The sequence below is a fragment of the Marisediminicola sp. LYQ134 genome, from assembly GCF_046599635.1.
Classification (GTDB): Bacteria; Actinomycetota; Actinomycetes; order Actinomycetales; family Microbacteriaceae; genus Marisediminicola.
This window is the reverse complement of the sequence record NZ_JBKIWP010000002.1, coordinates 850,547-875,280: the sequence shown is the minus strand read 5'-3', so window position 1 is coordinate 875,280 and position 24,734 is coordinate 850,547. Positions and strand designations below refer to the sequence as shown.

24 protein-coding genes and 3 tRNA genes are annotated in these 24,734 nt (G+C 69.2%); 10 read left to right on the top strand and 17 right to left on the bottom strand.

The window, feature by feature from the left end; all coding sequences use genetic code 11:
* Positions 1–81 precede the first annotated feature (81 nt).
* The 8 genes from ACLHIH_RS12775 to tilS form a co-directional block, all read right to left on the bottom strand.
* Positions 82–564 (bottom strand): DUF3180 domain-containing protein, encoded by a 483-nt coding sequence (locus tag ACLHIH_RS12775; protein ID WP_411317201.1) that lies wholly within the window; start codon positions 562–564, stop codon positions 82–84.
* The gene (gene folK, locus ACLHIH_RS12770) at positions 561–1,133 is read right to left on the bottom strand and encodes a 2-amino-4-hydroxy-6-hydroxymethyldihydropteridine diphosphokinase (RefSeq protein WP_411317200.1); all 573 of its coding nucleotides are present in this window, start codon (positions 1,131–1,133) and stop codon (positions 561–563) included. Before folK ends, ACLHIH_RS12775 begins: the two co-directional genes overlap by 4 nt.
* On the bottom strand, positions 1,130–1,513 hold the full coding sequence (gene folB / locus ACLHIH_RS12765) for a dihydroneopterin aldolase (RefSeq protein WP_411317199.1): 384 nt from the start codon (positions 1,511–1,513) through the stop codon (positions 1,130–1,132). Before folB ends, folK begins: the two co-directional genes overlap by 4 nt.
* Entirely contained in the window at positions 1,510–2,451 is a 942-nt protein-coding gene (gene folP / locus ACLHIH_RS12760; protein ID WP_411317198.1) for a dihydropteroate synthase, read from the bottom strand. The genes folB and folP overlap by 4 nt, the downstream gene beginning before the upstream one ends.
* Positions 2,444–3,016: a GTP cyclohydrolase I FolE gene (gene folE, locus ACLHIH_RS12755; protein ID WP_411317197.1), complete on the bottom strand. Its 573-nt coding sequence runs from the start codon at positions 3,014–3,016 to the stop codon at positions 2,444–2,446. Before folE ends, folP begins: the two co-directional genes overlap by 8 nt.
* Positions 3,017–3,024: 8 nt before the next feature.
* Entirely contained in the window at positions 3,025–5,019 is a 1,995-nt protein-coding gene (ftsH, locus tag ACLHIH_RS12750; protein WP_411317196.1) for an ATP-dependent zinc metalloprotease FtsH, read from the bottom strand.
* A gap of 117 nt (positions 5,020–5,136) precedes the next feature.
* The gene (hpt, locus tag ACLHIH_RS12745) at positions 5,137–5,691 is read right to left on the bottom strand and encodes a hypoxanthine phosphoribosyltransferase (RefSeq protein ID WP_411317195.1); all 555 of its coding nucleotides are present in this window, start codon (positions 5,689–5,691) and stop codon (positions 5,137–5,139) included.
* Between the two features lie 46 nt (positions 5,692–5,737).
* Positions 5,738–6,748 carry a tRNA lysidine(34) synthetase TilS gene (tilS, locus tag ACLHIH_RS12740; RefSeq protein WP_411317194.1) on the bottom strand — a complete coding sequence of 337 codons (1,011 nt, stop codon included), beginning with the start codon at positions 6,746–6,748 and terminating at the stop codon, positions 5,738–5,740.
* 44 nt (positions 6,749–6,792) lie between these two features.
* On the opposite strand from tilS, the gene ppa reads away from it, so the two are divergent.
* Positions 6,793–7,284: an inorganic diphosphatase gene (gene ppa, locus ACLHIH_RS12735; RefSeq protein WP_411317193.1), complete on the top strand. Its 492-nt coding sequence runs from the start codon at positions 6,793–6,795 to the stop codon at positions 7,282–7,284.
* A gap of 46 nt (positions 7,285–7,330) precedes the next feature.
* On the opposite strand, the gene ACLHIH_RS12730 is transcribed toward ppa, so the two are convergent.
* Positions 7,331–7,921: a DJ-1/PfpI family protein gene (locus ACLHIH_RS12730; RefSeq protein ID WP_411317192.1), complete on the bottom strand. Its 591-nt coding sequence runs from the start codon at positions 7,919–7,921 to the stop codon at positions 7,331–7,333.
* Between the two features lie 5 nt (positions 7,922–7,926).
* On the bottom strand, positions 7,927–8,784 hold the full coding sequence (locus ACLHIH_RS12725) for an SMP-30/gluconolactonase/LRE family protein (protein WP_411317191.1): 858 nt from the start codon (positions 8,782–8,784) through the stop codon (positions 7,927–7,929).
* A gap of 135 nt (positions 8,785–8,919) precedes the next feature.
* Between ACLHIH_RS12725 and ACLHIH_RS12720 the strand changes: the two genes are divergently transcribed.
* On the top strand, positions 8,920–9,987 hold the full coding sequence (locus tag ACLHIH_RS12720; RefSeq protein WP_411317190.1) for an NAD-dependent epimerase/dehydratase family protein: 1,068 nt from the start codon (positions 8,920–8,922) through the stop codon (positions 9,985–9,987).
* Here ACLHIH_RS12720 and ACLHIH_RS12715 read toward each other — a convergent pair.
* The gene (locus ACLHIH_RS12715) at positions 9,984–11,411 is read right to left on the bottom strand and encodes a peptidoglycan DD-metalloendopeptidase family protein (protein WP_411317189.1); all 1,428 of its coding nucleotides are present in this window, start codon (positions 11,409–11,411) and stop codon (positions 9,984–9,986) included. The genes ACLHIH_RS12720 and ACLHIH_RS12715 overlap by 4 nt on opposite strands.
* Positions 11,412–11,762: 351 nt before the next feature.
* Between ACLHIH_RS12715 and ACLHIH_RS12710 the strand changes: the two genes are divergently transcribed.
* The 3 genes from ACLHIH_RS12710 to ACLHIH_RS12700 all read left to right on the top strand — a co-directional run bounded on the left by ACLHIH_RS12710 (position 11,763) and on the right by ACLHIH_RS12700 (position 12,084).
* Positions 11,763–11,835, top strand: a tRNA-Glu gene (locus ACLHIH_RS12710).
* A 35-nt stretch (positions 11,836–11,870) separates the two neighbouring features.
* A tRNA-Asp gene (locus ACLHIH_RS12705) sits at positions 11,871–11,944 on the top strand.
* A 67-nt stretch (positions 11,945–12,011) separates the two neighbouring features.
* Positions 12,012–12,084 (top strand) — tRNA-Phe (locus ACLHIH_RS12700).
* 15 nt (positions 12,085–12,099) lie between these two features.
* Here ACLHIH_RS12700 and ACLHIH_RS12695 read toward each other — a convergent pair.
* Both ACLHIH_RS12695 and ACLHIH_RS12690 read right to left on the bottom strand, forming a co-directional pair.
* Positions 12,100–12,477, bottom strand: coding sequence for a biopolymer transporter Tol (locus tag ACLHIH_RS12695; protein ID WP_411317188.1), 378 nt, complete (start codon positions 12,475–12,477; stop codon positions 12,100–12,102).
* A 29-nt stretch (positions 12,478–12,506) separates the two neighbouring features.
* Positions 12,507–13,895, bottom strand: a complete 1,389-nt coding sequence (locus tag ACLHIH_RS12690) for an MFS transporter (RefSeq protein WP_411317187.1) — start codon at positions 13,893–13,895, stop codon at positions 12,507–12,509.
* Positions 13,896–14,192: 297 nt separating this feature from the next.
* Here ACLHIH_RS12690 and ACLHIH_RS12685 point away from each other — a divergent pair, with 297 nt between their 5' ends.
* Together ACLHIH_RS12685 and trxA are read left to right on the top strand one after the other, a co-directional pair.
* Positions 14,193–15,062, top strand: coding sequence for an EamA family transporter (locus ACLHIH_RS12685; RefSeq protein WP_411317186.1), 870 nt, complete (start codon positions 14,193–14,195; stop codon positions 15,060–15,062).
* A gap of 106 nt (positions 15,063–15,168) precedes the next feature.
* Positions 15,169–15,558 carry a thioredoxin gene (gene trxA, locus ACLHIH_RS12680; protein WP_411317185.1) on the top strand — a complete coding sequence of 130 codons (390 nt, stop codon included), beginning with the start codon at positions 15,169–15,171 and terminating at the stop codon, positions 15,556–15,558.
* Between the two features lie 15 nt (positions 15,559–15,573).
* Here the strand turns inward: trxA and ACLHIH_RS12675 are convergent, their stop codons facing one another.
* Complete coding sequence (locus ACLHIH_RS12675) at positions 15,574–16,086, bottom strand: MarR family winged helix-turn-helix transcriptional regulator (protein ID WP_411317184.1); 513 nt, start codon at positions 16,084–16,086, stop codon at positions 15,574–15,576.
* Positions 16,087–16,197: 111 nt separating this feature from the next.
* Here ACLHIH_RS12675 and ACLHIH_RS12670 point away from each other — a divergent pair, with 111 nt between their 5' ends.
* Entirely contained in the window at positions 16,198–17,049 is an 852-nt protein-coding gene (locus tag ACLHIH_RS12670; RefSeq protein ID WP_411317183.1) for a tryptophan-rich sensory protein, read from the top strand.
* Positions 17,050–17,066: 17 nt separating this feature from the next.
* Here the strand turns inward: ACLHIH_RS12670 and ACLHIH_RS12665 are convergent, their stop codons facing one another.
* Positions 17,067–18,095, bottom strand: a complete 1,029-nt coding sequence (locus ACLHIH_RS12665) for an LLM class flavin-dependent oxidoreductase (RefSeq protein ID WP_411317182.1) — start codon at positions 18,093–18,095, stop codon at positions 17,067–17,069.
* 251 nt (positions 18,096–18,346) lie between these two features.
* On the opposite strand from ACLHIH_RS12665, the gene fdhA reads away from it, so the two are divergent.
* The gene (fdhA, locus tag ACLHIH_RS12660; protein WP_411317181.1) at positions 18,347–19,561 is read left to right on the top strand and encodes a formaldehyde dehydrogenase, glutathione-independent; all 1,215 of its coding nucleotides are present in this window, start codon (positions 18,347–18,349) and stop codon (positions 19,559–19,561) included.
* Positions 19,562–19,744: 183 nt separating this feature from the next.
* Positions 19,745–21,214, top strand: coding sequence for a serine hydrolase domain-containing protein (locus ACLHIH_RS12655; RefSeq protein ID WP_411317180.1), 1,470 nt, complete (start codon positions 19,745–19,747; stop codon positions 21,212–21,214).
* Positions 21,215–21,359: 145 nt separating this feature from the next.
* Here ACLHIH_RS12655 and ACLHIH_RS12650 read toward each other — a convergent pair whose 3' ends face one another.
* Together ACLHIH_RS12650 and fdhD are read right to left on the bottom strand one after the other, a co-directional pair.
* Entirely contained in the window at positions 21,360–23,708 is a 2,349-nt protein-coding gene (locus tag ACLHIH_RS12650) for an FdhF/YdeP family oxidoreductase (RefSeq protein WP_411317179.1), read from the bottom strand.
* Entirely contained in the window at positions 23,705–24,685 is a 981-nt protein-coding gene (gene fdhD, locus ACLHIH_RS12645; protein ID WP_411317178.1) for a formate dehydrogenase accessory sulfurtransferase FdhD, read from the bottom strand. The genes ACLHIH_RS12650 and fdhD overlap by 4 nt, the downstream gene beginning before the upstream one ends.
* Between the last annotated feature and the right edge of the window lie 49 nt (positions 24,686–24,734).

Below are 24,734 nucleotides of genomic sequence, written 5' to 3'. Positions count from 1 at the left end.
GGATGTTCGGTCACCCACCCTAGGGCGCCCCGGTGACGCGACGCGTAACCCCGGCCGTCACCCGTCGCGCGCGCCGTGTCGTCACGAGCGCGCGCGCACGGGCCCGTCGGAGTCGTCGCGGTCGTCGTCGCGCGGCGGAACCCGGCACATCGCCTCGGCGATGAGCGCTCCCGCGAGCAGCACCGCGGCTCCCACGAGGGTCGCGACCGCGGGAGCGACGGTCGTCAGCGCGGGCGAGACCGCGCGGCTCAGGAGGTAGAGCACGAAGCCGATGCCCGCCCCGACCCCCACGGAGCCGCTGAGGGCGGAGGCTTTCGCGAGCGTCACGACCCTCGCGGCGTAGAAGGGGTCGACGGGCGCGCTGGTTCCGCCGCGCGTCATCCGCCGGATCGGAACGGCCATGACGACCACGATGACGCCGATCGCGGCGAGCGCCACGGGGAGCGTGAGGGGCGGCGCGAAGATCGGGCGCCCGCTCGTGGCGAGCGCGAGCTGCGCGAGGCCGCCGAGCACGGCCCCCGCGAACACGAGCACGACGACCGTCACCGCCGAGGTGCGCTTCACGGTGCACCCCCGAGAAGGGGTGCCGCGGGGTAGATCGCGAGCGCGTCGTCGGGGCCGCGCAAACGCGCCACGAGGTCGACGACCGGTCCCCCGCGCGGAAGCACCGCATCCGGTTCGATCTGCAGCCACGGAACGAGCACGAACGACCGCTTCTGCGCCTCGGGGTGCGGGATCGTGAGACGGTCGCTCTCGAGCTGCTCGTCGCCGATCGCGACGATGTCGAGGTCGATCGTGCGGTCTCCCCACCGTTCGGCGCGCACCCGCCCGAGGTCGCGTTCGATGTCGTTGAGGCGGTCGAGCAAGTGCAGCGGCGCGAGTTCGACCGTGGCCGTCACGACCGCGTTGAGGTAGGCGGGGGCCGAGTCGTCGACCCCGTGAGCCGTGAGCGCCTGCGACTGCACGATGTCCGATGCCGCCGTCACCGTCACGCCGTCGATGCCGTCGATGCTGCGCACCGCCTGGCGCAGCGCACTTTCACGATCACCGAGGTTGCTTCCGAGGGCGATGACGACGCGCCAAGGCTCGATGGGGCCCGTCACGGTCGGGCCCGTCACGGTCGGGCCCGTCACGGTCGTGGCCTCGTGATGGTCACGGCGACGTCGTCGAACGGCACGGTGATGGGCGCCGACGGTTTGTGCACCGTCACCCGAACACTCACGGCGGCGCGATGCTCGAGCACGCGTGAGGCGATGCGCTCGGCGAGGGTCTCGATGAGGTCGACAGGGTCGGCTTCGATCTCCGCGACGACCTGCTCGGCGAGCACCCCGTAGTGCACGGTGCTCTCGAGGTCGTCGGCGGATGCCGCGGGGGCGGTGTCGAGCCACACCGTCGTGTCGACCACGAACTCCTGGCCGTCGCGCCGCTCGTGCTCGAACACCCCGTGCCGTCCGGTCGCTCGCACCCCCGTGAGGGTGATCGAGTCGAGGGGGTCGACCGCGCCCGCCGTCACTCTCGCACGCCCCGCATCGCGCCCCACACGTCGAGCGCGGCCTTGGTGCCGGCGACGTCGTGCACGCGCAGCCCCCAGACTCCCGCGTCGGCCGAGAGCGCGCTGATGATGGATGTCGCCGCGTCACGCTTGCGCGGTTTCGCTCCGGTCGGCAGCAGCTCGGCGAGGAACTTCTTGCGCGAGGCCCCCACGAGGAGGGGATGGCCGAGCTGCGCGAGTTCGGTGAGCGAGCCGAGGAGCTTCCAGTTCTGCTCCGCCGTCTTCGCGAACCCGATGCCCGGGTCGACGATGATCTGCGCGGGGGTGACGCCGCGCGCGAGCAGGGCCGAGACCCGGTGCTCGAGTTCGGCGAGCACGTCGTACACGGGGTCGGCGTAGTCGGTGAGGCTCGCCATCGTCTCGCTCGTGCCGCGAGAGTGCATCGCCACGAAGAGCACGCCGGTGTCGGCGACGACGCGGGCCATGTCGGCATCCGCGGTGCCGCCCGACACGTCGTTGACGATCACGGCCCCGAGCCCGACGGCGACCTCGGCGGTCGCGGCGTTCATCGTGTCGATGCTCACGGGGATGCCGCGGTCGACGAGTTCGCGCACGACCGGGGTGATGCGTGCGAGCTCATCCGCCACGGTGATCCGCCCGGCGCCGGGCCGCGTCGACTCGCCGCCCACGTCGATGATGTCGGCGCCCGATTCGGCGAGGTGCACGCCGAACTCGATGGCCGACGCGGCGTCGTCGTGCGACCCGCCGTCGCTGAACGAGTCGGGCGTGACGTTGAGTATGCCGAGGATCACGGGCCTCGTCGGGGTGGTCGTGCGGTCGGCCATCGCGCGGGCTCGACGAGACGTCGCGGGCGACCCCACGAGGTCGGCGACGCGCTCGTCGCTCGCGGTGCGGCCCGGTCGGCGACGCGCTCCCGCGGTCGTGCGGCGCTCAGCCACGCGGTGCTCCGATCAAGGTCATGATCTCCGTTCGTGCCACGGGGTCGGCGAGCAACCCTCTCGATGCCGTCGTCACGGTCGAGCTGAGCTCTTGGCGCGCCCCTCGTGTGGTCACGCACTGATGAGTCGCGTCGAGAACGACCAGAACTCCGAGGGGTTCGAGTGCACGGTCGATCGTGTCGGCGATCTCGTCACTGAGCCGCTCCTGCAGTTGAAGGCGGGATGCCAGCGTATCGACCACGAGGGGCAGGCGTCCAAGTCCGATGAGTCGCTCCCGCGGTGCGTACGCGATGTGCGCGACCCCGACGAACGGCAACAGGTGGTGTTCGCACATCGAGCGGAAGCGGATGTCGCGCACGAGCACCGTCTCACTCGGAGAGTCGTCGAGCGGGAGGGTCTCGGCGAGGTGCTCGAGAGGGTCGACTCCGACGCCCGAGAAGAACTCGGCGTAGGACTCGGCGACGCGCCGAGGTGTCTCGCGCACGCCCTCACGTTCGGGGTCGTCGCCGATCGCCTCGAGCAGTTGCGCGACCGCCGCGGCGATGCGCGCGGAGTCGACAGCCACGCCGTCGCTCAGGCCGTGGCGATGTCGGGTGATGTGCGCCGCGGCGGGCGCGCCGGTTTGGTCTCGGGCTCGGAGTCGACCGCCCCGTCGGTGGCTCCCGCGTCGATCGGGGCCTTCTCCGGCATGACGATCGGCGGCCGACTCGACACCGGACGCTTCGTGCTCGAGAGCCACTGCGGGCGCTCGGGGAGCTTCTTCACGTCGGCGAAGATCTCTTTGAGCTGGTTCTGATCGAGCGTCTCCTGCTCGAGCAGAGCGAGCGCGAGCCTGTCGAGGATGTCACGGTTGTCGTTGAGCACGGTCCACGCTTCGTCGTGGGCGTTCTCGATGAGCTCGCGCACCTCGGCATCCACTTGCTCCGACAGTCGCTCGGAGTAGTCGCGCTGGCTTCCCATGTCGCGACCGAGGAACATCTCGCTGTTTCCGGAGCCGAGCTTGACCGAGCCGATGCCTGAGCTCATGCCGAACTCGGTGACCATCTTGCGCGCGGTCGACGTGGCCTTCTCGATGTCGTTCGAGGCACCCGTCGTGGGGTCGTGGAAGACGATCTCCTCGGCGACCCGGCCGCCCATGGCGTAGGCGAGCTGGTCGAGCAGTTCGTTGCGGCTCACCGAGTAGCGGTCTTCGACGGGCATGACCATCGTGTAGCCGAGCGCGCGACCGCGCGGCAGGATCGTGATCTTCGTCACGGGGTCGGTGTTGTTCATCGCGGTGGCCACGAGCGCGTGACCGCCCTCGTGGTAGGCGGTGATGAGCTTCTCCTGGTCGCGCATCACTCGCGTGCGACGCTGCGGCCCGGCCATCACGCGGTCGACGGCCTCGTCGAGAGCGCGGTTGTCGATGAGCTGCGCGTTCGAGCGGGCGGTGAGCAGGGCCGCCTCGTTGAGCACGTTGGCGAGATCCGCTCCCGTGAAGCCCGGCGTCTTGCGCGCGAGCACCTCGAGGTCGACGCCCGCGGCGAGAGGCTTGCCTTTGCCGTGAACCTCGAGGATCTGCTTGCGGCCGAGCATGTCGGGGGCGTCGACACCGATCTGGCGGTCGAAACGACCGGGGCGCAGGAGTGCGGGATCGAGGATGTCCGGACGGTTCGTCGCCGCGATGAGGATCACGTTGGTCTTGACGTCGAAGCCGTCCATCTCCACGAGCAACTGGTTGAGCGTCTGCTCGCGCTCGTCGTGACCGCCACCCATACCGGAACCGCGGTGGCGACCGACAGCGTCGATCTCGTCGACGAAGATGATGGCAGGCGAGTTCTCCTTGGCCTGGGTGAAGAGGTCGCGCACGCGACTCGCACCGACACCGACGAACATCTCGACGAAGTCCGAACCGGAGATCGAGTAGAACGGCACGTTCGCCTCGCCGGCCACAGCACGGGCGAGCAGGGTCTTCCCGGTTCCGGGAGGGCCGTAGAGCAGGACGCCCTTGGGGATGCGTGCACCGACCGCCTGGAACTTGGCCGGTTCGCGCAAGAACTCCTTGATCTCGGTGAGCTCTTCGATCGCCTCATCCGACCCGGCGACGTCGTCGAACGTGACCTTCGGGCTCTCCTTCGAGACGAGTTTGGCCTTCGACTTGCCGAACTGCATGACGCGACCGCCGCCGCCCTGCATGCGCATGAACAGGAAGTAAAAGATGACACCGATGATGAGGAAGGGCAGAAGGATGCCGAGGAGCGACGTGAACCAGTTGGCGGTCGTGACCTCGTCGTCGAAGCTCGCGATGTCGCTCGTCGCCGCGATGACCTCTTCGCCTCGCGGCGTCGAATAGTTGAACTGCACCTGGGTGCCGTTCTCCCCCGCCTCGCGCAAGACGAGGTCGACGCGCTGCTCACCGTCGATGACCTTCGCCGACGACACCTGGTCGCCCTGGAGGAGTTCGAGGCCCTCTTGCGTGGTGATCTGACGGAACCCCGACCCGCTCAGCAGGCTGAAGCCGACCGACACGATGACGACGGCGAGGATGATGTAGACGAGCGGTCCACGCAGGAGCTTCTTGAAATCCATAGTGTTCCGGGAGCGGCCCCCGGCGCCTTTCTTACGGGATTGGTGGATGTCAGGCTACTGCCACGCTACCGAGCGGCAGCTATGTGTTCGCTCGAAGCGCTACGGGAGCGCGAGGGCCTAGTTCTCGTAGACGTGCGGGGCGAGAACGCCGATTCCGCGGAGGTTGCGGTACTTGTCGGCGTAGTCGAGGCCGTAGCCGATGACGAACTCGTTCGCGATCTCGAACCCGGCGTAGCGCACGTCCACGTCGACCTTCGCGGCATCCGGTTTGCGCAGCAGAGCGCAGATCTCCACCGACTCCGCACCGCGGCTCTCGAGGTTGGCGCGCAGCCACGAGAGGGTGAGACCGGAGTCGATGATGTCTTCGACGATGAGCACCTTGCGACCCGAGAGGTCGGTGTCGAGGTCTTTGAGGATGCGCACGACCCCCGACGACTGCGTTCCCGAGCCGTAGGACGACACGGCCATCCAGTCCATCTCGATCGGGAGGGTGAGCGCGCGAGCGAGGTCGGCCATGACCATGACGGCGCCCTTGAGCACACCCACGAGCAGCAGGTTCTGCCCGGCGTAGTCGGCGTCGATGCGCGCGGCGAGTTCGGCGATCTTCTCCTGGATCTGCTCCTCGGTGTAGAGGGTCGCGGCGAGGTCGTCGGCGATGTCGCTCAGTTGCATGGAGGCTCCGTGTCGGTGAGGTGCTGTGAGTTTCGAGGCGAGGGGGCTAGGGCGATGCCGTGCCGTGCGACGCCGACTGGAACTCGATGCGGCCGCCGCGCCTGACCACCCTAATGCCGGGCAGGTCGACCGGCCCCTGCCCGTGCCACTCGGTCACGAGCTTCGCGACCTCGAGGGTGTGCGCGCGCGTGAGCGACACGTGGAACTCGCCCTCGACCACGAGCCTGATGAGGCGCTGGCGCAGCGCCGCGGGGTTGTTCGCGAGAGCCGCGACCCCGAGCGCGATGCCCGCTTCGGCAGGCTCGGCGAGCTCCTCGATGATCTCCTCGGCGAAATGGTCGAGGGCCTCGGCGTCTTCACGCACCTGCTCGGCGGTGCGCGCGAGACTCGCGGCGATGCCCGGGCCGAGCTCGCGCTCGAGCACGGGCAGCACCGTCTCCCGTGCCCGCACGCGGGCGAACGCGGGGTCGGCGTTGTGGGGGTCGATCCACGGCTCGAGGCCGGAGTCGGCGCAGAACCGCACGGTCGTCGAGCGCGTGACCCCGAGGAGCGGCCGCACGATCGACCCGCGGCGATGCGGCATCCCCGCGAGGCTCGTCGGTCCGCTGCCGCGCGCGAGCCCGAGCAGCACCGTTTCGGCCTGATCGTCGAGCGTGTGGCCGAGAAGCACGACCGACGCTCCGGTGTCACGCCGGGCACCCTCGATCGCGGCGTAGCGCGCCTCCCGCGCCGCAGCCTCGGGCCCCCCGGCCGAGCCGACCTCGACGGTGCGCACGAGAACGGGGTCGAGGCCGAGCGACGTTGCGTGCGCGGATGCTGCGGACGCGACATCCGCCGACGACTCCTGCAGCCCGTGGTCGACGATCACGGCGCCCGCCCGCAGCCCCGCACGCGGAGCCTCGAACGCGGTCGCCGCGGCGAGCGCGAGGGAGTCGGGTCCGCCGCTCAGGGCGACGAGAACGAGGGTGCCGTCGACTTCGCCCGCGATGCTCTCGCGCACGGCCCGGCGCACGTCGGCGATGGCGGGGGTGAGGCGCGGACGGCGGTCTGACAGCATCCAGTAACGTTATTGCAGCTTTCCGCCGAACCGAGGAGCCCACCATGGCCAGCTACGACGCGATCATCGAGGTGCCCAAGGGCAGCCGCAACAAGTACGAGGTCGACCACGAGACCGGTCGGGTGTTTCTCGACCGCGTGCTCTTCACGAGCATGGTCTACCCCACCGACTACGGCTTCTTCGAGAACACCCTCGGGCTCGACGGCGACCCCGTCGACGTGCTCGTGATCCTCGACCTCCCCCTCTTTCCGGGTGTCGGCGTGAAAGTGCGCCCCGTCGGCGTCTTCAACATGACCGACGACGGCGGCTCCGACGCGAAAGTCATCGCGGTCGTCGCGAAAGACCCGCGCTGGGCGCACATCCAAGACGTCGACGACATCCCCGAGTTCTTGCGCAAAGAGATCGAGCACTTCTTCGAGCACTACAAAGACCTCGAGCCCGGCAAGTGGGTCAAGACCGAAGGATGGGGCGACGCCGCGGAGGCTGAAGCCATCGTGGCCGCGGGCTTCGAGGCGTTCAAGACCGACGAGCACTGAGCGACGGGGGCTGAGCGGGTCGCGCTGCGCGAGTCGCGCCGGCCGCTCAGTCGACGGGCGGCTGCGGGTCGTACTGGATGCCGCGCTTGACCTCGCTCGCACGCTCGACGCTCACGAACCGGCGCACGAGGTGCAGGGCCATGTCGATGCCGGCACTCACGCCCGCGCTCGTGACGATGTCGCCGTCGTCGACCCACCGGTCGTCCCGGCGGGCCTCGATCGTCGGGTCGAGCGCGAGCAGGGCGTCGAACGAACTCCAGTAGGTCGTGGCCGGCCGATCACGCAGAAGGCCGGCCGCGGCGAAGACGAGCGAACCGGTGCACACGCTCGTCATGAGCTCCGTCGTGCTCGCGAGCGAGCGCACCCACTCGAGGTGGGCGGGGTCGCTCGCGAGAGCACGGGTGCCGTGACCGCCGGGGTGCAGGAACACCGTCACGGGCGGGGCATCCGCCACCGACGTGTGCGGTGTGAGCACGAGGCCCTTCGCCGCGGTGACCGGAGCTCCGTCCGACGACACGAGCGACACGGTGTAGCCGTCTTCCGGGTGGTTCTGCGTCCACCACGCGAGAACCTCCCAGGGGCCGACGGCGTCGAGCTCCTCGACACCGTCGAAGATGAGGATCGCGATGTGCTTCACGTCGTTCACCCTGCGAATCGGTGTGTCACGGCGCCCCTCGCGCCGACCGTCACCGTGAACAGCGCGCCGGCCGCCGGCTCGCTGTCGGCGTCGACACCCTCGAGCGACGTCGTGATGTAGAGCTGCGAGCTGCCCTCCCCGGCGAACGCGCATGAGGTCACGTTGCTCGCCGCGACGGTCACGACCTCGCTGAGCTCGCCGCGATCGTCGTACCGGTGCACGGCCTTGCCGCCCCACATCCCCACCCACAGTCCACCCTCGTCGTCGATGGCGAACCCGTCGGGCGACCCTGCGGAGTCTTCGGCGAGCTGCACGAAGGGTCGGGGATCGGTGAGGGTGCCGTCGGACGAGTCGAAATCGTAGGCCGTGATGCGGTTGTCGGCCGTGTCGCAGTGGAACACGGTCGCGCCGTCGGCCGACCACTGCAGACCGTTCGGAATCGTCATCGAGGGGAACACGGTCGACACGGCGCGATCCCGGTCGAGCCGGTAGAGCGCCCCTGCCCCCTCGCCGCCCCCGTAGCCCATCGAGCCGACGTAGAGCCGTCCGTCCGGCCCACACCCGCCCTCGTTGAGACGCACCGCGGTGTCGGCGAAGACGCCGATCGTCTCCTCGAGCACCCAGTTCTCGTCGAGCAGCTGCACGGCCCTCTCGGTCGCGACGACGTATCCCCCCGCCTCGCGCTCACGGATGACCGCGGCCACGTCGTCGACGTGCCTCCGGGTCACCGTGCCGGTCGGCAGGAGGGTGACGATATCGCCCGCGAGCATGTCGACGAACCGCAGCCTTTCGGCACGGGAGTCCCAGAAAGGGCCCTCGCCGTGAAACACGCACCGATCGGTCACCTGTTCTGCTGCCGTCACGAGTCACTCCTCATCGTCATCGTCATCGCGCGCCTCTCGCGCATCCATTATCGGCGCCTAGGCCTCGCGCGCTGGGCCGCCTAGGGTCGGAGGGCGGGCATCGACCCGCCACTCGAATCGACGAAGGAGTCGCCCGTGACCCCCACGACCCTCGACCAGGCCCCCCTCTCCGTGCTCTTCATCGGCGGAACCGGCACGATCAGCGCTTCGAGCGTGCGTCTCGCCGTCGACTCGGGAATGGATGTCTCGCTCCTCACCCGCGGACGCAACTCCTCCGGGCGCGCCGTGCCCGAGACCGTCACGACGCTTCTCGGCGATGCGACCGACACGGTCTCCCTCGCCGCCGCTCTCGACGGCCGCCGCTTCGACGTCGTGGTCAACTTCCTGTCCTTCACGGGAGACGACGCCGCGCGCATGGTCGAGTTCTTCTCGGGCCGCGCGCGCCACTACGTGCACATCAGCACCGCCTCGCTCTACGGCAAGCCCGTGCTGCAGTCGCCGATCGTCGAGTCGACGCCGCGACACAACAGGTTCACCGCCTATTCGCGCGCCAAACTCGACGCCGAGGAGGTGCTCGTCGCCGCACACATCCGCGACGGTTTTCCGGTGACGATCGTGCGACCGTCGCACACCTACGACGAGGCCTCTCCGCCGCTCCCCGGCGGCTGGACCGTCATCGACCGCATCGCGCGCGGCGACGAGATGGTCGTGCACGGCGACGGCACCTCGCTGTGGACTCTCACGCACGCCGAAGACTTCGCTCAGGGGCTCGTGGGCCTCCTCGGCAACCCGCGGGCCATCGGGGAGACGTTCCACATCACGTCGGACGACGTCTACACGTGGGACCAGATCTACACGATCGTCGCCGACGCCCTCGGTGTCGCCCCGCGGCTCGTGCACGCACCGACGGAACTCATCTCCCTCGCCGCGCCCGACTGGTTCTGGTCGGAGCTCATCGCGGGCGACCTCTCGCACAGCGCGGTCTTCGACAACAGCAAGATCCGCCGGTTCGTGCCCGGTTTCACACCCACGCTCACATTCCACCGAGCGGTGCTGCGGATGCTCGCGTGGCGCGAGTCGCACCCCGAGCAGACGGCCGCCGACCCGGAGACCGACGCCGTGCTCGACCGACTCGTGCGCGGCTACCACGGTGCGGCCGCGGCGTTCGCCGCGGTCGCGCCGGGGGAGAAGCCTGCAGGCTAGATGCCGACGCCCTTGCCTCGCAAGAAGGTGACGGGATCGGTCGTGCTGCCGTTGACGCGCACCTCGAAGTGGAGGTGGCATCCGGTCGACGACCCCGTGGTTCCCGTGAGGGCGATCAGTTGGCCCGCCGTGACCTGCTGGCCTCCACCGACGAGGAGACCGCCGTTCTGGATGTGCGCGTAGCCGGTCGTGACGCCGCCACCCGAGACCGAGATGAAGTTGCCGTAGCCGCCGTTGGGGCCCGAGTAGACCACCGTTCCGGACTGGGCCGCATAGATCGGCCAACCGCACGCGGCGCCGAAGTCGGTTCCGGCGTGCAGACGGTAGTCGTGGTAGATCGGGTGCAAGCGGAAGCCGTAGGCACTCACGACGGCGCCACCCGAGGGGCGCGCCCAGCCGCTCGACCCGACCTGCCCACCGGGTGCGGGGGCCGGTGAGGCGCTTCCGCCGCCGCCACCTCCGCCGCCGCCGGTCGAACCGCCGCCGCCGCTGGACCCGCCGCCGCCACCGCCGCCGCCCGCGGCAGCAGCGGCCGCCGCAGCCGCCGCAGCAGCAGCCGCTTCGGCCTCGCGAGCCGCCGCAGCCTGGGCCGCCGCGATGCGTCGCGCCTCGGCCTCGCGGGCACGCTCGCCCGCTTCGAAGTCCGCCTCGGTCGCTTCACGGTCTTCGACGAGAACCTCGAGCTGCGCCTGCATCTGGGCGCGGTTCTCCTGCTCCTCGTCGAGGGCGATCGCCGCCGCCTCGGCGGCCACCTGGGCCGCCTCGAGAGCGTCGGCCGCGGCATCCGCGAGATCACCGAGAGCCGCCTTGGCCACCTCGGCCTGGTCAGTCAGTGACTGGGCCGCGTTCTCGTCGATCGTGGCCTTGTCGTAGATGCCCGCCGACTGGTCGGTGATCTTGCTCGCCATGCCGAGCTGCGAGAGCAGGTCGTCGGCGGACCCGCTGTCGAAGAAGAGCGACGCCGAGACGTCTCCGCCTCCGCGGGCGAGCCTCGCCGCGAGCTGTCCGGCGCGGAGCTTGCTCTCGTCGGCGGTCTCGCGAGCCTCGTCAGCGTCGTTCTGGAGTTGGTTGGCCTTGAAGTCGGCTTCGTCGAACGCCTGCTGCGCCTCGCGCATCTCTTCACCGCGCTCGATCGCCTCGGTCTGAGCGTCGGCGACGTCGTCTTCGAGCTGAGCGAGCAGCGAGCGAATGCGAGTGATCTCTGCGCGTTTGGATGACTCACTCTTGCGAGCCGACTCCACATCGCCCCACGTCGGATAGTCCGCGGCCGACGCGGATTGCGCGGGAGCGCCGATGACGGCGCCCGTGGTCGCGACGGCGACGATGGCGATGGCTGCGAGCAGCGAGCCGGCGCGCCGACGTGCGGCACGACCGAGACGAGTGGTCGGCAGCGTCGCCCCCCGGCGACGTTCGATGTTGTTCATGTTTCCCCGCTTGTCGGTGTGACGATCGCGCACAGAACGCCAGTCACACTGTTAACATCCGCAACAGTAGCAACGTGCGCTTCTGTTGCGCCAGTGCCCGCGGCACGGTGCACCGCACTATCGAGCGGTCCCGCGTCACTGCACTCGCCCGCGACAGGGCCATCCGGAGGCTGACGACTCGAAACTAGCCGGTCGAACGCGCCGACCCCGCGACCATCGCCGGAGTGGCTCGAGACGGGCCTCCCGGGCCCGGTTCGCGGGCGATGCGGGGGCGGTTCGGGGGCGGTTTGGTTAAACCGTCGGGTGTCCGTATGCTTGGCTCTCGGTTGCTACGGAGTTCACAAACTTCACGGCCCCATCGTTTAGTGGCCTAGGACGCCGCCCTTTCACGGCGGTAGCACGGGTTCGAATCCCGTTGGGGTCACGAGCTTGCTCGAGAACGAAAGAACTTAATAGCTTGGCCCTGTAGCGCAGTTGGTTAGCGCGCCGCCCTGTCACGGCGGAGGTCGCCGGTTCAAGTCCGGTCAGGGTCGCTGATGAGGGCCTCTTCGCAAGGAGGGGCCTTTCGTCTCGGACGACGCAGTTCTGCTGCTGCCGTTCGGCTCTGTAGCTCAGTTGGTAGAGCGTTCGACTGAAAATCGAAAGGTCACCGGATCGACGCCGGTCGGAGCCACCGTCTTCACCCGCGTTACGCGGGTTCACTCCCCGCCGTGTCGGGCTCATCGAGCCGATCGAGCTCGCGCAGTGCCTCCTCTGCCCGTTCGAGGCGCTCCGCCTCCGAGGATTCCCACCAGCGCGGACCCCGCTCGCCGAGACCGTGCTTCGCGAGACCCACGCGGGTGCGAGCATCCGCAACCGCTTGCTCGTCACCGTGCGACTTCGCGACGCGCACGCCCGATCGCCCGCGGCCGAGGTGGGACTTCAGTCTCTCGACGACGGGCTCGGGAAGCGACGGATCTGTGCGGCGCCACCGACGACCGTTGACGACGAGCCAGCGCTCGGCCTCGGTGCTCGCGTCGTCATCGGTGCTCCCGTCGTCATCTGTGTTCGCGTCGTCGGCTGCCATTCGTCGAGGGTATGCGGGCGGCCGGTGAATCAGTCGTCGAGCGGCTTGCCCCGCAGGTCGGGCAGGGTGAGGGCCGCGATCGCGGCGACGACGAAGAAGGCCGCGAAGACCGCGAACGGGAGGGCCGTGCCGCCCGCAGCACTCATGATCGGCACGAGCAGCGGCGCGATGATCGACGCGAGGCGACCGAAGCCCGCGGCCCACCCCGCCCCGGTGCCGCGCACGCGCGTCGGATAGAGCTCGGGGGTCACGGCGTAGAGCGCGCCCCACGCGCCGAGATTGAAGAACGAGAGCATCGAGCCGAAGATCAGGATGCTCGTGACGTCATCCGCCGTCGCGAAGAGCCCCGCCGACACCGCGCTGCCCGCGAGGAACACCGCGAGGGTCGCTCGGCGCCCCCAGCGCTCGATGAGGAACGCCGACACCGCGTAGCCGGGAAGCTGCGCGAGCGTGATGATGAGCGTGTACTCGAACGAACGCACGAGGGGGAAGCCCGCAGCGACGAGAAGCGTCGGGAGCCAGATGAAGGCGCCGTAGTACGAGAAGTTGACGCAGAACCAGACGATCCAGAGCGAGATCGTGCGCCCACGGAGCTCGCGCCCGAAGAGGGTCGCGAAAGGTCGGGTCTTCAGGGTGCTTATGCTCGCGGTGCTCACGCTCGCGGTGGGCGCGGGCGTCGCGGCCGGCGCGGGGCGCGCGGGCGAGCCGTCTGCGCGACTCACGCCCGCGGCATCCTCGAACTCGCGCACCGTCGCCTCCGCCTCGGCGCTGCGGCCCGTCGACTCGAGGTAGCGCACCGACTCCGGCATGCGCAGGCGCACGACGATCGCCCACACTGCGGGCGCGGCGCCGATGAGCAGGGCCCAGCGCCATCCGTCCGTCCCCGTCGGCACGACGAAGAACCCGATGAGGGCCGCCGCCGTCCAGCCCACGGCCCAGAACGACTCGAGGATCACGATGACCCGGCCCCGGATGCGCGCGGGGGCGAACTCGCTCACGAGCGTCGACGCGACGGGCAGTTCTGCCCCGAGCCCGAGACCCACGACGAAGCGCAGCAGGATGAGCACACCGACCGACCACGAGAGCGCGGAGAGCCCGGTCGCGACCCCGTAGACGAGCAGGGTGAGCGCGAACACCTGGCGCCGGCCGAGGCGGTCGGCGAGAAGTCCCCCGAGGCTCGCGCCGATCGCCATGCCGAGGAACCCCGCAGACGCGACCCACGAGAGCTCGGATGCCTCGGCACTCCACACGACGGCGAGCTGTGCGATCACGAACGAGATGAGCCCGACATCCATCGCGTCGAGCGCCCATCCGATGCCGGAACCCGCGAGCACCTTCGAGTGCTTGCGCGTCCACGGCAGAGCGTCGAGTCGCTGCGATCGTGTTCGGGTGGCGACGGCGGGTCGGGTCTCGGTCATGGGTCTCCTCGGTCCATCCCAGCCAACAGGTCCGGCGCCCCGGGTCGCGCGTCGAGAGCGACCCGCTCGACCCACCGTTACCGTTTTGTGATCGGCGAGTGTCGTCGGGGCGACAGGCGGGCGCGGAGTAGGACCCGTCTGCCGCCACGCGCGCGCCGCCGCACCCGCGCACCCCACACCCCACACCCCACACCCCACACCCGGCGCGCGATCGTGCCACACTCGGACTGCTCGTCGCGACGGATGTCACCGCCCGGACCCACCCGGACTATCCGCGTCGCTCGGCCCGAAAGCTCCATGCTCACCGTTCTCCTCGGCCTCGGAACCGCGATCTTCTTCGGCGCCGCCGACTTCCTCGGCGGTCTCGCCGCCCGCAGGATCAGCGCGATGCGCGCGACCGCCCTGAGCGCGATCGCGGGACTCGTGGTCTTGAGCCTCGCCCTCCCCGTGCTCGGCGGCACCTGGTCGCCCGGGGCGCTCGGGTGGGGCGTCATCGCCGGGCTCGTGGCCGCGACGACCGTCGCGCTGCTCTACGCGAGCCTCGCGATCGGCCCGATGAGCATCCTCGCTCCCCTCACGGCGGTCATCGCCGCCCTCGTTCCCGCGACCTACGGCCTCGCCGTCGGCGAGCGACTCGGGCTCGCGGGTTACGGCGGCGTCGCGGTCGCCCTCGTGGCCGTCGTGCTCGTGGGCCTCGTGCCCCATCGTGAAGCCGTGCGCCCGCGCATCCTCGGCCTCGTGCTCGCGGCACTCGCGGGCGTCTCGATGGGCAGCGGCATCGTCGTGCTCGACAACACCCCGCCGGACTCCGGCATCGTGCCTCTCGTCGTCGGGCGCGCAGTCGCGGTGGCCGTGACTCTCGGCATCGTCGGAGCGGCGGTCCTCGCGCCGCGCCGCGCAGTCGCCGACCCCGACCCTGCGCGAACCGGGTGGCGCGGCGGCTTGCGCTTCGCTCTCGTCGGCGGCACGCTCGCCGCGACCGCCGACGTGTTCATGATCACGGGGGTGCGCGTCGGCGAAGTCACCATCATCGGGGTGCTCGCCGCCCTCTGCTCCGCCGTGACGATCATCCTCGCCGCGACTCTCTTGCGCGAACGCCTCGCGCCGCCCCAGTGGGTCGGCCTCGCACTCGCCCTCGGAGCCGTCGCCCTCTTCGCCGTCGACTGAGGGCAATGCGGGAATACGCCGTAGCGTGGAGTGTTGTATTCCATTCGCCATCAGGTTCGCATCAGACGATGCCGCGCCGAGAGAATCCAACGGAAACGAGGACACCATGGCCACCATCGCACTGACACACGACGCATTCGAGACCACCGTGACGAGCGAAGGCATCACGATCGTCGACTTCTGGGCCGACTGGTGCGGGCCGTGCAAGCAGTTCGCCCCCGTCTTCGACGCCGCGAGCGAGAAGCACTCCGACGTCACCTTCGCGAAGGTCGACACCGAGGCCGAGCAGGCTCTAGCGGGTGCGGCAGGCATCACGTCGATCCCGACGCTCATGGCGTTCCGCGACGGCATCCTCGTCTTCCAGCAGGCCGGAGCGCTCCCCGCCCCCGCCCTTGAGCAGGTCATCACGGCGGTCAAGGACCTCGACATGGAGCAGGTTCATGCCGAGGTCGCGAAGCAGCGAGCCGCAGCGGAATCCGGAACCCTCAGCGAGTAACCGGCACGCGACCGGTCACCATCGCCGTTCGGATGACTCCCGGATGATCTCGAGCAACGCCGCCCGAGTCGACGGGGTGTCGCTGAGCGACGGGAACACATCGGACTCGAGCGTGCGTGAGGCGCGCCACACCTCGGTGCCGGCATCCGTTCTCTCGACGGAGCGGCGTCGTGCGTCGGCGGGGTCGAGCGTGCGGCGAACGAAGCCGTCGCGCTCGAGACGGTGGATGGTGCGCGACATCGTCTGAGCTTCGACTCGCGCCGCGCGCGCCAGTTCGGTCTGATTGAGCGGGCCTGCGCCCAACAAGTGCAAGACGATGAGCCCGGCGTGGGTGAGGCCGATGCTCTCGAGCGCTTCGCTCCAGGCGTGCTCGACGAGTCGGGCCGCGGTGGAGAGCAATCGGCCCGTCGGCCAGTCGTGCACGTCGTCGGCGGCGGACTCGGGCACGTGCGGCGCGGGGGGCACTGGAGCGCCGGGGAGCGCTGTCGGCTCCGCCGGTGGCTCGGAGGCGTCGTCGGTGGGGGGCATCGTGCACAATCTAGTGCCTCGCACCGTGCCCCTCCGTCGGAAAGTCAGCCGACTGACGGTCTGATATCGTCAATCCATCAGCTAGCTGACGAAAGGGCGATGATGAGCGGCATGACGACCGACGGCGTGGCGAAGAGCGCGACGAGAAACACGACCACCAGCACGGGGCACAACGACACGCTGCGACAGGTCATCGTCGTCGTGAGCGCCGTGCTCGCCATCATCGGCGGGTTCGTCGGCTCCGGAGCCGCGGGAGGCCAGGCCGTGCAGGTCGCCTCGGGCGGAGCGCTCGCCGCCGACGCGACGCCGATCGCGCCCGGCGGCCCCGCGTTCAGCATCTGGAGCGTCATCTACCTCGGACTCGTGGCCTACGCGATCTGGCAGGCGCTGCCCGGTCAACGCACTGTCGAACGTCACCGGCGGCTCGGCTACTGGGTCGCGGCATCCCTCCTCCTCAACGCCGCCTGGATTCTGAGCGTGCAGTTCGACCTGCTGCCCCTGAGCGTGCCGGTCATCGCCCTCCTGCTCGTCGTGCTCGTGCGCGCATTCTTCATCACCCTCGCGACGCGCCCCGAGAACCTCGTCGACACGGTCGTGACCGACGGAACCGTTGGCCTCTACCTCGGCTGGGTGTGCGTCGCGACCGCCGCCAACATCGCCGCCGTGCTCGCGGATGCCGGGTTCCGCGGCTTCGGGCTCGGGCTCGACACCTGGGGCGTCGTGATCATCGCGATCGCGGGAGCCGTCGGCGTCGCCCTCGCTCTCCGCGGACGAGGACGGATCGCCCCGACCCTCTCGCTCTCGTGGGGGCTCAGCTGGGTCGCGGTCGCACGCCTCTCGGGCGACCTCGAGTCGACACCCACGGCGGTCGCCGCGATCGTCGCCGTCATCGCGGTCGTCGTCGCGACGATCGTGCTGCGACTCCGCGAGCGTCGCTCCCCCGAGCTCAGCGCCCGCCGCTAGTCGATGGTCCCTACTCGCTACTCGCCGAGCATCTCGAGCACCATCGGCTTGACCTTCGTGCCGTAGAGCTCGATCGCGTGCATCATCTTCTCGTGCGACAGCGGACCCGCGCTGTACTTGAGGTCGAACCGCTCGATTCCGAGGCCCGACGCGGTCGCCGCGATCTTACGCGCGACCGTCTCCGGTGATCCGACGTAGAGCGAGCCGTGGTCGACCTCGCTGTCGAACTCCGCCTTCTGCATCGCCGGCCAACCGCGGTCGCGTCCGATGCGATCGCGCATGACCTTGTAGTCGCTGAAGAACTCTTCGCGCGCTTGCTCGTCGGTGTCGGCGATGTAGCCGGGCGAGTGCACGCCGATCGGAAGCGTGGGCTGCTCCAGTTGCGCGAGCGCGCGGTGGAACAGGTCGACGTAGGGGGCGAACCGCTGCGGGTCTCCCCCGATGATCGCGAGCATGAGCGGCAGTCCGTAGCGCGCCGCGCGCACGACCGACTCGGGGCTGCCGCCGACACCGATCCACGTCTTGAGCGAACCGGACTCGGTGGTCGGAAAGACGCGCTGTTCCGACAGCGGTGGGCGAGTGGATCCGCTCCACGTCACCGGCTGTTCGGCGAGGAGCTTCGAGAACAGGTCGAGCTTCTCCTCGAAGAGCACCTGGTAGTCCTCTAGCGCGAAACCGAAGAGCGGGAACGACTCCGTGAAAGAGCCGCGACCGAGAATGACCTCGGCGCGACCGTTCGATGCGGCGTCGAGACTCGCGAAGCGCTGGAACACGCGGATGGGGTCATCCGAACTCAGCACGGTGACGGCGGAACCCAGGCGGATGCGCTCGGTGCGACCGGCGATCGCCGCGAGCACGACGTCGGGGGCCGAGATCGCGTAGTCGTCGCGGTGGTGTTCGCCGATGCCGATGAAGTCGAGCCCGACCTGGTCGGCGAGCACGGCTTCGTCGATGACGTTGCGGATCACCTGGGGGTAGTCGACGGGCGCGCCCTGAGCGTCGCTCGTCACGTCTCCGAAGGTGTCGATGCCGAATTGGAGGGCCATGTCGTGCTCCTGTCCTGGCGGCGAGACCGCCGACTCATTTGCATGCGTTTGTATATTACTACTCAACGTGCGGGGCGGAGAAATCATTCCGGCGGAACCGACCGGGCCAGATGAACCGCTAATGATAATCAGGATCGCGGATGCCTCGGCGGCAGTCTCCAGCGTACCCGGCACCTCTGACACCGCATCCATCCGCGCGTCATAACCTGACCTCACGCGTCACCCGGGCGCGCACGATCAAGGAGGATCACATGGCAGGAAACAGAGCGGTCGCCTACAAGGGACCGGGCAAGGTCGAAGTCATCGACATCGACTATCCGACCTTCGAACTCAAAGACGGCCCCGGCGTGAACCCCGCCAACGTCGGACGCAAGGTTCCCCACGGCGTCATCCTCAAGACCGTCGCGACCAACATCTGCGGCTCCGACCAGCATATGGTCCGCGGGCGCACGACGGCACCCGCCAACCTCGTGCTCGGCCACGAGATCACGGGTGAAGTGGTCGAGGTCGGACCGGACGTCGAGTTCGTGAAGGTCGGCGACATCGTGTCAGTTCCGTTCAACATCGCGTGCGGTCGCTGTCGCAACTGCAAGGAGCGCAAGACCGGCATCTGCCTCAACGTCAACCCCGACCGGCCCGGCAGCGCATACGGCTACGTCGACATGGGCGGCTGGGTGGGAGGCCAAGCGGAATACGTGCTCGTGCCGTACGCCGACTGGAACGCCCTCGTCTTCCCCGATCGCGACCAGGCGCTCGAGAAGATCATGGACCTCACGATGCTCTCCGACATCTTCCCGACCGGATTCCACGGCGCGGTGACGGCGGGGGTCGGCGTCGGGTCGACCGTCTACGTCGCGGGTGCCGGACCCGTCGGGCTCGCCGCGGCCGCCGGGGCGATGCTGCTCGGGGCTGCCGCCGTGATCGTCGGCGACATGAACGCCGACCGACTCGCCCAGGCCCGCAGCTTCGGTTGCGAAACCATCGACGTCTCCGCGGGCGACCTCCCCGACCAGATCGAGCAGATCCTCGGCGCGCCCGAGGTCGACTGCGGTGTCGACGCCGTCGGGTTCGAGGCTCGAGGCCACGGCAAAGACGCGGGAGAGGCGCCCGCTACGGTGCTCAACTCGCTCATGGACGTGACGGCGGCGGGAGGCGCGCTCGGCATCCCCGGGCTCTACGTCACCGGCGACCCGGGCGGAGTCGACGAGGCCGCGCAGAAAGGCTCCCTCTCATTGAGCCTCGGCACCGGGTGGGCGAAGTCGCTCTCGTTCACGACCGGCCAGTGCCCGGTCATGAAGTACAACCGCCAGCTCATGATGGCGATCCTGCACGACAAGGTGAGCATCGCGAAGAACGTGAACGCGAACGCAATCACGCTCGAGGATGCTCCGCGCGGGTATGCGGAGTTCGACGCGGGAGCCGCGACCAAGTACGTGCTCAACCCCAACGGGTATCTCGCCGCCTGACGCGCCGCGCGGTGCCCCGGCCCGGCGGTCGACGTGATCGCCGGGCCCGGGCCCCCACAGTGCCTCGTTTCCGCGAGCGTATGCCGGATCCGGCGTACGCTCGCGGAAATCACGCACCGTGGGGCTCGCGTGCGGGGTGCGGGTTCGGTGCGCGAGGTGCAGGCGCGGGGTTAGCCTTCGGGGATGACCAGTGATGTTCACCTCGCCGCCGTCCCCGGTGCCACCCTCCCCCGCGCCGCCGTCCCCGGTGCCGCCCTTCCCCGCGCCACCCCGACCGAGCACGGGATCGACCCGCGCGGCATCCTCGCCTTCCTCGACGCCGTCGAGGCCGCGGCCGACGTCGAGATGCACAGCGTCATGCTCCTGCGACACGGCACCGTCGTGGCGGAGAGCTGGTGGGCTCCCTACGTCGCCGACCGCGTGCACTTGCTCTACTCGCTCAGCAAGACCTTCACATCGACCGCTCTCGGTTTCGCGGTCGCCGAAGGGCTCGTCGACCTCGACGCGACCGTGCTGAGTTACTTTCCCGAACTCGACGCCGACATCACGGATGCTCGCAACCGCGCCACGCTCGTGAGGCATGTCGCCGCCATGGCGAGCGGGCACTCGACCGAGACGATCGACCTCGCGCAGAAAGCCGACCCCGCCGACATCGTGCGGGGGTTTCTGTTGACACCGCCCGAGCACGACCCGGGAACGGTGTTCGCCTACAACCAGCCGTGCACCTTCACGATCGCCGCGATCATCCAGAAACTGACGGGGATGACCCTCACCGACTACCTGCGTCCTCGCCTCTTCGACCCTCTCGGCATCGGCGAGGTCACGTGGCACACCGACACGCGCGGGCGCCAGCTCGGCTACAGCGGTGTGCACGCGACCACGGAGACCGTCGCGAAGCTCGGCCAGCTCTACCTCCGGCGCGGCGAGTGGAACGGTGTGCAGCTGCTGCCACCCAGTTGGGTCGCCGAGGCGACGGAGAAGCACATCGACAACGCCGGGAGCGGCGCCCCCGACTGGGAGCGGGGATACGGTTTCCAGTTCTGGATCGGCCAGCACGGCTACCGCGGTGACGGCGCCTACGGACAGTTCTGCGTCGTGCTGCCTGAACACGACATCGTGCTCGCCGCGACCGGCCAGAGCACAGAAATGCAAGCGGTGCTCACTGCGGTGTGGACACACCTGCTGCCCGCGCTGTCACCGGATGCTCGCGTCGACGACGATGCGGAGCGAGCGGGCCGAGCCGAACTCGAACACCGACTGGGCGTCGCGGCGCTCCCGGTGCGAGACGCGCAGCCAGTCGCTCCGGGGACTCACGTGTTCGCGCCCGGCGAGCGCAACGAGGTCTCGTCGATAACCGAGGTCAGGGTCGATGTGACCTCGGCCCCCGGAACCGCGGCCGCGAAGGTCTTCGTGCACGAGGGGGAGTCCGTCATCCATGCCGAGGTCGGCACCGGTGAGTGGATCGTCACCGACGCAGTCGCGGCGAGCGGCGGAGTCACCTCCGAAGGCTCGACGGTGGTCGACCTCATCTTCGTCGAGACTCCGCACCGCATGATCATCGAGTGCAGCGATGGAGTGTTCGCTGCCCGCTGGCAGACCCCACCGCTGCACACCGAGCTCACCCTCGCCGAGATGCGCTCCCCCGGAGCCTGACCCGCCGGCCGCGCCAGCCCCGCCGACCCGCGTAACCCCCGCCGCCCGAACGCAGTTTCCGCGAGCGAACGTCGGATCCGACGTTCGCTCGCGGAAATTGCGTACTTCGGGGCGTGGGGAGGGGGCTCGGGGCCGGGGCGGCGGGCTAGGCGCCGGTGCCGACGGGGGCGCCGGCGGGAGCGCCGACGGGGGTGCCCTCGCGAACCTCGGCGGGCTCGAGGCGCACCACGACCGCCTTCGAGACGGGCGTGTTGCTCGCCTCCGACGCGCTCGCGAGCGGAACGAGCACGTTCGCCTCGGGGAAATACGCCGCAGCACACCCGCGCGCGGTCGGGTACGACACGACGCGGAACTTGCGCAGCACGCGGTCGGGTTCATCCCTCCACTCGCTGTAGATGTCGACAGACTGACCGTCGTGCAGCCCGAGCTCCTCGATGTCGAGCGGGCTCACGAACACGACGTTGCGACCCTGCTTGATGCCGCGGTAGCGGTCGTTGAGGCTGTAGATGGTCGTGTTGAACTGGTCGTGCGAGCGCAGCGTCTGCAGCAGCAGGCGCCCCTTCGGACGCTCGACGTGCACGAGCTCGTTGACCGTGATCATGGCCTTGCCTGTCGACGTGTTGAAGGTGCGCGAGTCGCGCGGACCGTTCGGGAGGATGAATCCCCCGTCTTGGCGCACCTTGCGGTTGTAGTCCTCGCAGCCGGGCACGACGCGGGAGATGTGCTCGCGGATCGTGTCGTAGTTCGCCTCGAAGCCCTCCCAGTCGACATCCACCCTGTCGCCGAGAACGGCCCGGGCGACGCGCGACACGATCGCGACCTCCGACAGGATGTTCGGCGCGACGGGCTCCACCTTGCCGTACGACGCGTGCACGGCGCACACGGTGTCTTCGACGGTCACGAACTGGTCGCCCGAGTCTTGACGGTCGATCTCTGTGCGGCCGAGGGTCGGCAGGATGAGCGCGGCATCCCCGGTGACGACGTGCGACCTGTTGAGCTTCGTCGACACCTGCACCGTGAGCTGGGTTCCTCGCATGGCGGCTTCGGCGGCGGCGGTGTCGGAGATCGCGGCGACGAGGTTGCCCCCGACGGCGAACCACACCTTGATCTCCCCGCGCTGCATGGCTTCGATGCCCATGAGGCTGTCGACGCCGTGCTTGCGGGGCACCGGGAACGAGAACTCGTTCTCGAGCGCGGAGAGGAAGCTCTCGGGCATCTTCTCCCAGATGCCCATGGTGCGGTCGCCCTGCACGTTGCTGTGCCCGCGGATGGGGCACGCTCCGGCGCCGGGCTTGCCGATGTTGCCGCGCAGCAGGAGCAGGTTGACGATCTCCTTGATGGTCGCGACGGCCTTGGTGTGCTGCGTGATGCCCATCGCCCAGGTGATGATCACGCGGTCGGCCGCGATGTAGCGCGCGGCGAGCTCGTCGATCTCGGCGGAGTCGAGCCCCGTCGCGTCGCGCACGGCCGTCTCGTCGAGGTCGGCGAGGTGCGCGCGCAGTTCGGCGAGACCGTCGGTGTGCTTCTCGAGGAACTCGTGGTCGAGCACGGTGCCGGGGTTGCGGTCTTCGGCGTCGAGCACCCGGCGGGTGACGGCGTGGAGCAGGGCCATGTCGCCGCCGAGGCGCACCTGGAGGAACTGGTCGGCGAGCGGCGTGCCCTTGCCGATGATGCCCTTGACCTTCTGCGGGTTCTTGTAGCGCTGCAGCCCGGCCTCGGGCATCGGGTTGACCGCGACGATCGAGCACCCGTTGGCTTTCGCGTCTTCGAGGGCCGTGAGCATCCGCGGATGATTGGTGCCGGGGTTCTGGCCCATGACGATGATGAGGTCGGCCTTCTCGAAGTCGGAGTAGGCGATCGTCGACTTGCCGACACCGAGCGTCTCGCCCATGGCCGTTCCGGTCGACTCGTGGCACATGTTCGAGCAGTCGGGGAGGTTGTTGGTGCCGAACGCGCGCACGAAGAGGCCGTAGACGAACGCGGCCTCGTTCGAGGTGCGACCGCTCGTGTAGAACGCGGCCTCGTCGGGGCTCGCGAGCGAGTTGAGCGATTCGGAGACGATCTCGAACGCCTCGTCCCAGCTCACGGGGCGGTAGTGGTCTTCACCGGCCGGCTTGTAGACGGGCTCGACGAGCCTGCCCTGCATGCCGAGCCAGTACTCGTCTTTGTCGAGCAGCGAGGTGACCGAGTTCTCGGCCCAGAAGCTCTGCGGCACGGTGACCGGGGTGGCCTCCCACGTGACGGCTTTCGCGCCGTTCTCGCAGAACTCGGCGAGCTTGCGGTGGTCGGGGTCGGGCCAGGCGCAGCTCATGCAATCGAAGCCGCCCTTCTGGTTGAGCGTCGCCATGAGCTTGAGGGTGCGCGGAAACCCCATCTGCGTGATCGCGGGTTGCATCGAGTGCACGACGCCGGGAACCCCCGCCGCCCAGTTCTTCTTCTTGGAGACCTCGAACTCGTTGTCGGTGGAACCCGACATGGGTGGCTTCATCGTCATTGAGCTGTCGCTTTCTCGCGGTGGTCGAGCTGATGGTCGTGCGTGCCGTGCGGATGCGTCGCGCTGAGCGTCGCAGGAAGTAGGGGGCGTCGGGCTGCCGGAGCGGGCGGTCGCGTGGCCGCCCTGTCGATCGGGCCCTCGACCGACTCGTCGACGATGCGGCTTTCGCCCGAGTAGATCACCATCGATTGTCCGCGGAGGAATCCGACGAGGGTCATGCCCAGTTCGGTCGCGAGCTCGGCGGCGAGCGACGACGGCGCAGACACGGCGGCGAGCATCGGGATGCCCGCCATCGAGGCTTTCTGGGTGAGCTCGAAGCTCGCGCGGCCCGACACCATGAGCACCGTTCCGCGAAGCGGCAGCATCCCCTGGGTGAGGGCCCAGCCGACGACCTTGTCGACGGCGTTGTGGCGGCCGACATCCTCGCGCAGCACGAGCAGCTCCCCCGTGACGCCGTCGAAGAGTGCGGCCGCGTGCAGGCCCCCGGTCTTCTCGAACACGGCCTGCTCGGCGCGGAGTTTGTCGGGGAACGACACGAGGGTCTCTGCGGAGACGACGAGAGGGTCGTCGGCGACGGTGAAGCTGGAGAGGGTGCGCACGGCGTCGATGCTCGCTTTGCCGCACAGTCCGCACGAGCTCGTCGTGTAGAAGTTGCGCTCGAGGCTCGGATCGGGCGCAGCGACCCCCGGGGCGAGCGTGACGTCGAGCACGTTGAAGGTGTTGTCGCCGTCGACCGTCGCGCCCGCGCAGTAGCGGGCGGCGAAGTAGTGGTCGGCGCTCGAGATGACTCCCTCGGAGACGAGGAAGCCGGCGGCGAGGTCGAAGTCGTGCCCGGGCGTGCGCATCGTGATGGCGAGCGACGTTCCGCCGACCCGGATCTCGAGGGGCTCCTCGGCCGAGAGGAAGTCCTCGCGTTTCTGCGCGACCGAGCCGACCGTCAGCCGCGTGATTCGCCGTCGAACCGTGATTCGTCCCATCGCCCATGCATAACACCCGCGCCTGGCAGCCACAACCAAGGGTGCGGTT

Excerpts from the sequence above, each read along its gene's own strand:
- ftsH (WP_411317196.1), bottom strand. The coding sequence starts at position 5,019 with ATGGATTTCAAGAAGCTCCTGCGTGGACCGCTCGTCTACATCATCCTC.
- hpt (WP_411317195.1), bottom strand. The coding sequence starts at position 5,691 with ATGCAACTGAGCGACATCGCCGACGACCTCGCCGCGACCCTCTACACC.
- tilS (WP_411317194.1), bottom strand. The coding sequence starts at position 6,748 with ATGCTGTCAGACCGCCGTCCGCGCCTCACCCCCGCCATCGCCGACGTG.
- ppa (WP_411317193.1), top strand. The coding sequence starts at position 6,793 with ATGGCCAGCTACGACGCGATCATCGAGGTGCCCAAGGGCAGCCGCAAC.
- ACLHIH_RS12715 (WP_411317189.1), bottom strand. The coding sequence starts at position 11,411 with ATGAACAACATCGAACGTCGCCGGGGGGCGACGCTGCCGACCACTCGT.
- ACLHIH_RS12695 (WP_411317188.1), bottom strand. The coding sequence starts at position 12,477 with ATGGCAGCCGACGACGCGAACACAGATGACGACGGGAGCACCGATGAC.
- ACLHIH_RS12690 (WP_411317187.1), bottom strand. The coding sequence starts at position 13,895 with ATGACCGAGACCCGACCCGCCGTCGCCACCCGAACACGATCGCAGCGA.
- ACLHIH_RS12685 (WP_411317186.1), top strand. The coding sequence starts at position 14,193 with ATGCTCACCGTTCTCCTCGGCCTCGGAACCGCGATCTTCTTCGGCGCC.
- trxA (WP_411317185.1), top strand. The coding sequence starts at position 15,169 with ATGGCCACCATCGCACTGACACACGACGCATTCGAGACCACCGTGACG.
- ACLHIH_RS12675 (WP_411317184.1), bottom strand. The coding sequence starts at position 16,086 with ATGCCCCCCACCGACGACGCCTCCGAGCCACCGGCGGAGCCGACAGCG.
- ACLHIH_RS12670 (WP_411317183.1), top strand. The coding sequence starts at position 16,198 with ATGACGACCGACGGCGTGGCGAAGAGCGCGACGAGAAACACGACCACC.
- ACLHIH_RS12665 (WP_411317182.1), bottom strand. The coding sequence starts at position 18,095 with ATGGCCCTCCAATTCGGCATCGACACCTTCGGAGACGTGACGAGCGAC.
- fdhA (WP_411317181.1), top strand. The coding sequence starts at position 18,347 with ATGGCAGGAAACAGAGCGGTCGCCTACAAGGGACCGGGCAAGGTCGAA.
- ACLHIH_RS12655 (WP_411317180.1), top strand. The coding sequence starts at position 19,745 with ATGACCAGTGATGTTCACCTCGCCGCCGTCCCCGGTGCCACCCTCCCC.
- ACLHIH_RS12650 (WP_411317179.1), bottom strand. The coding sequence starts at position 23,708 with ATGACGATGAAGCCACCCATGTCGGGTTCCACCGACAACGAGTTCGAG.
- fdhD (WP_411317178.1), bottom strand. The coding sequence starts at position 24,685 with ATGGGACGAATCACGGTTCGACGGCGAATCACGCGGCTGACGGTCGGC.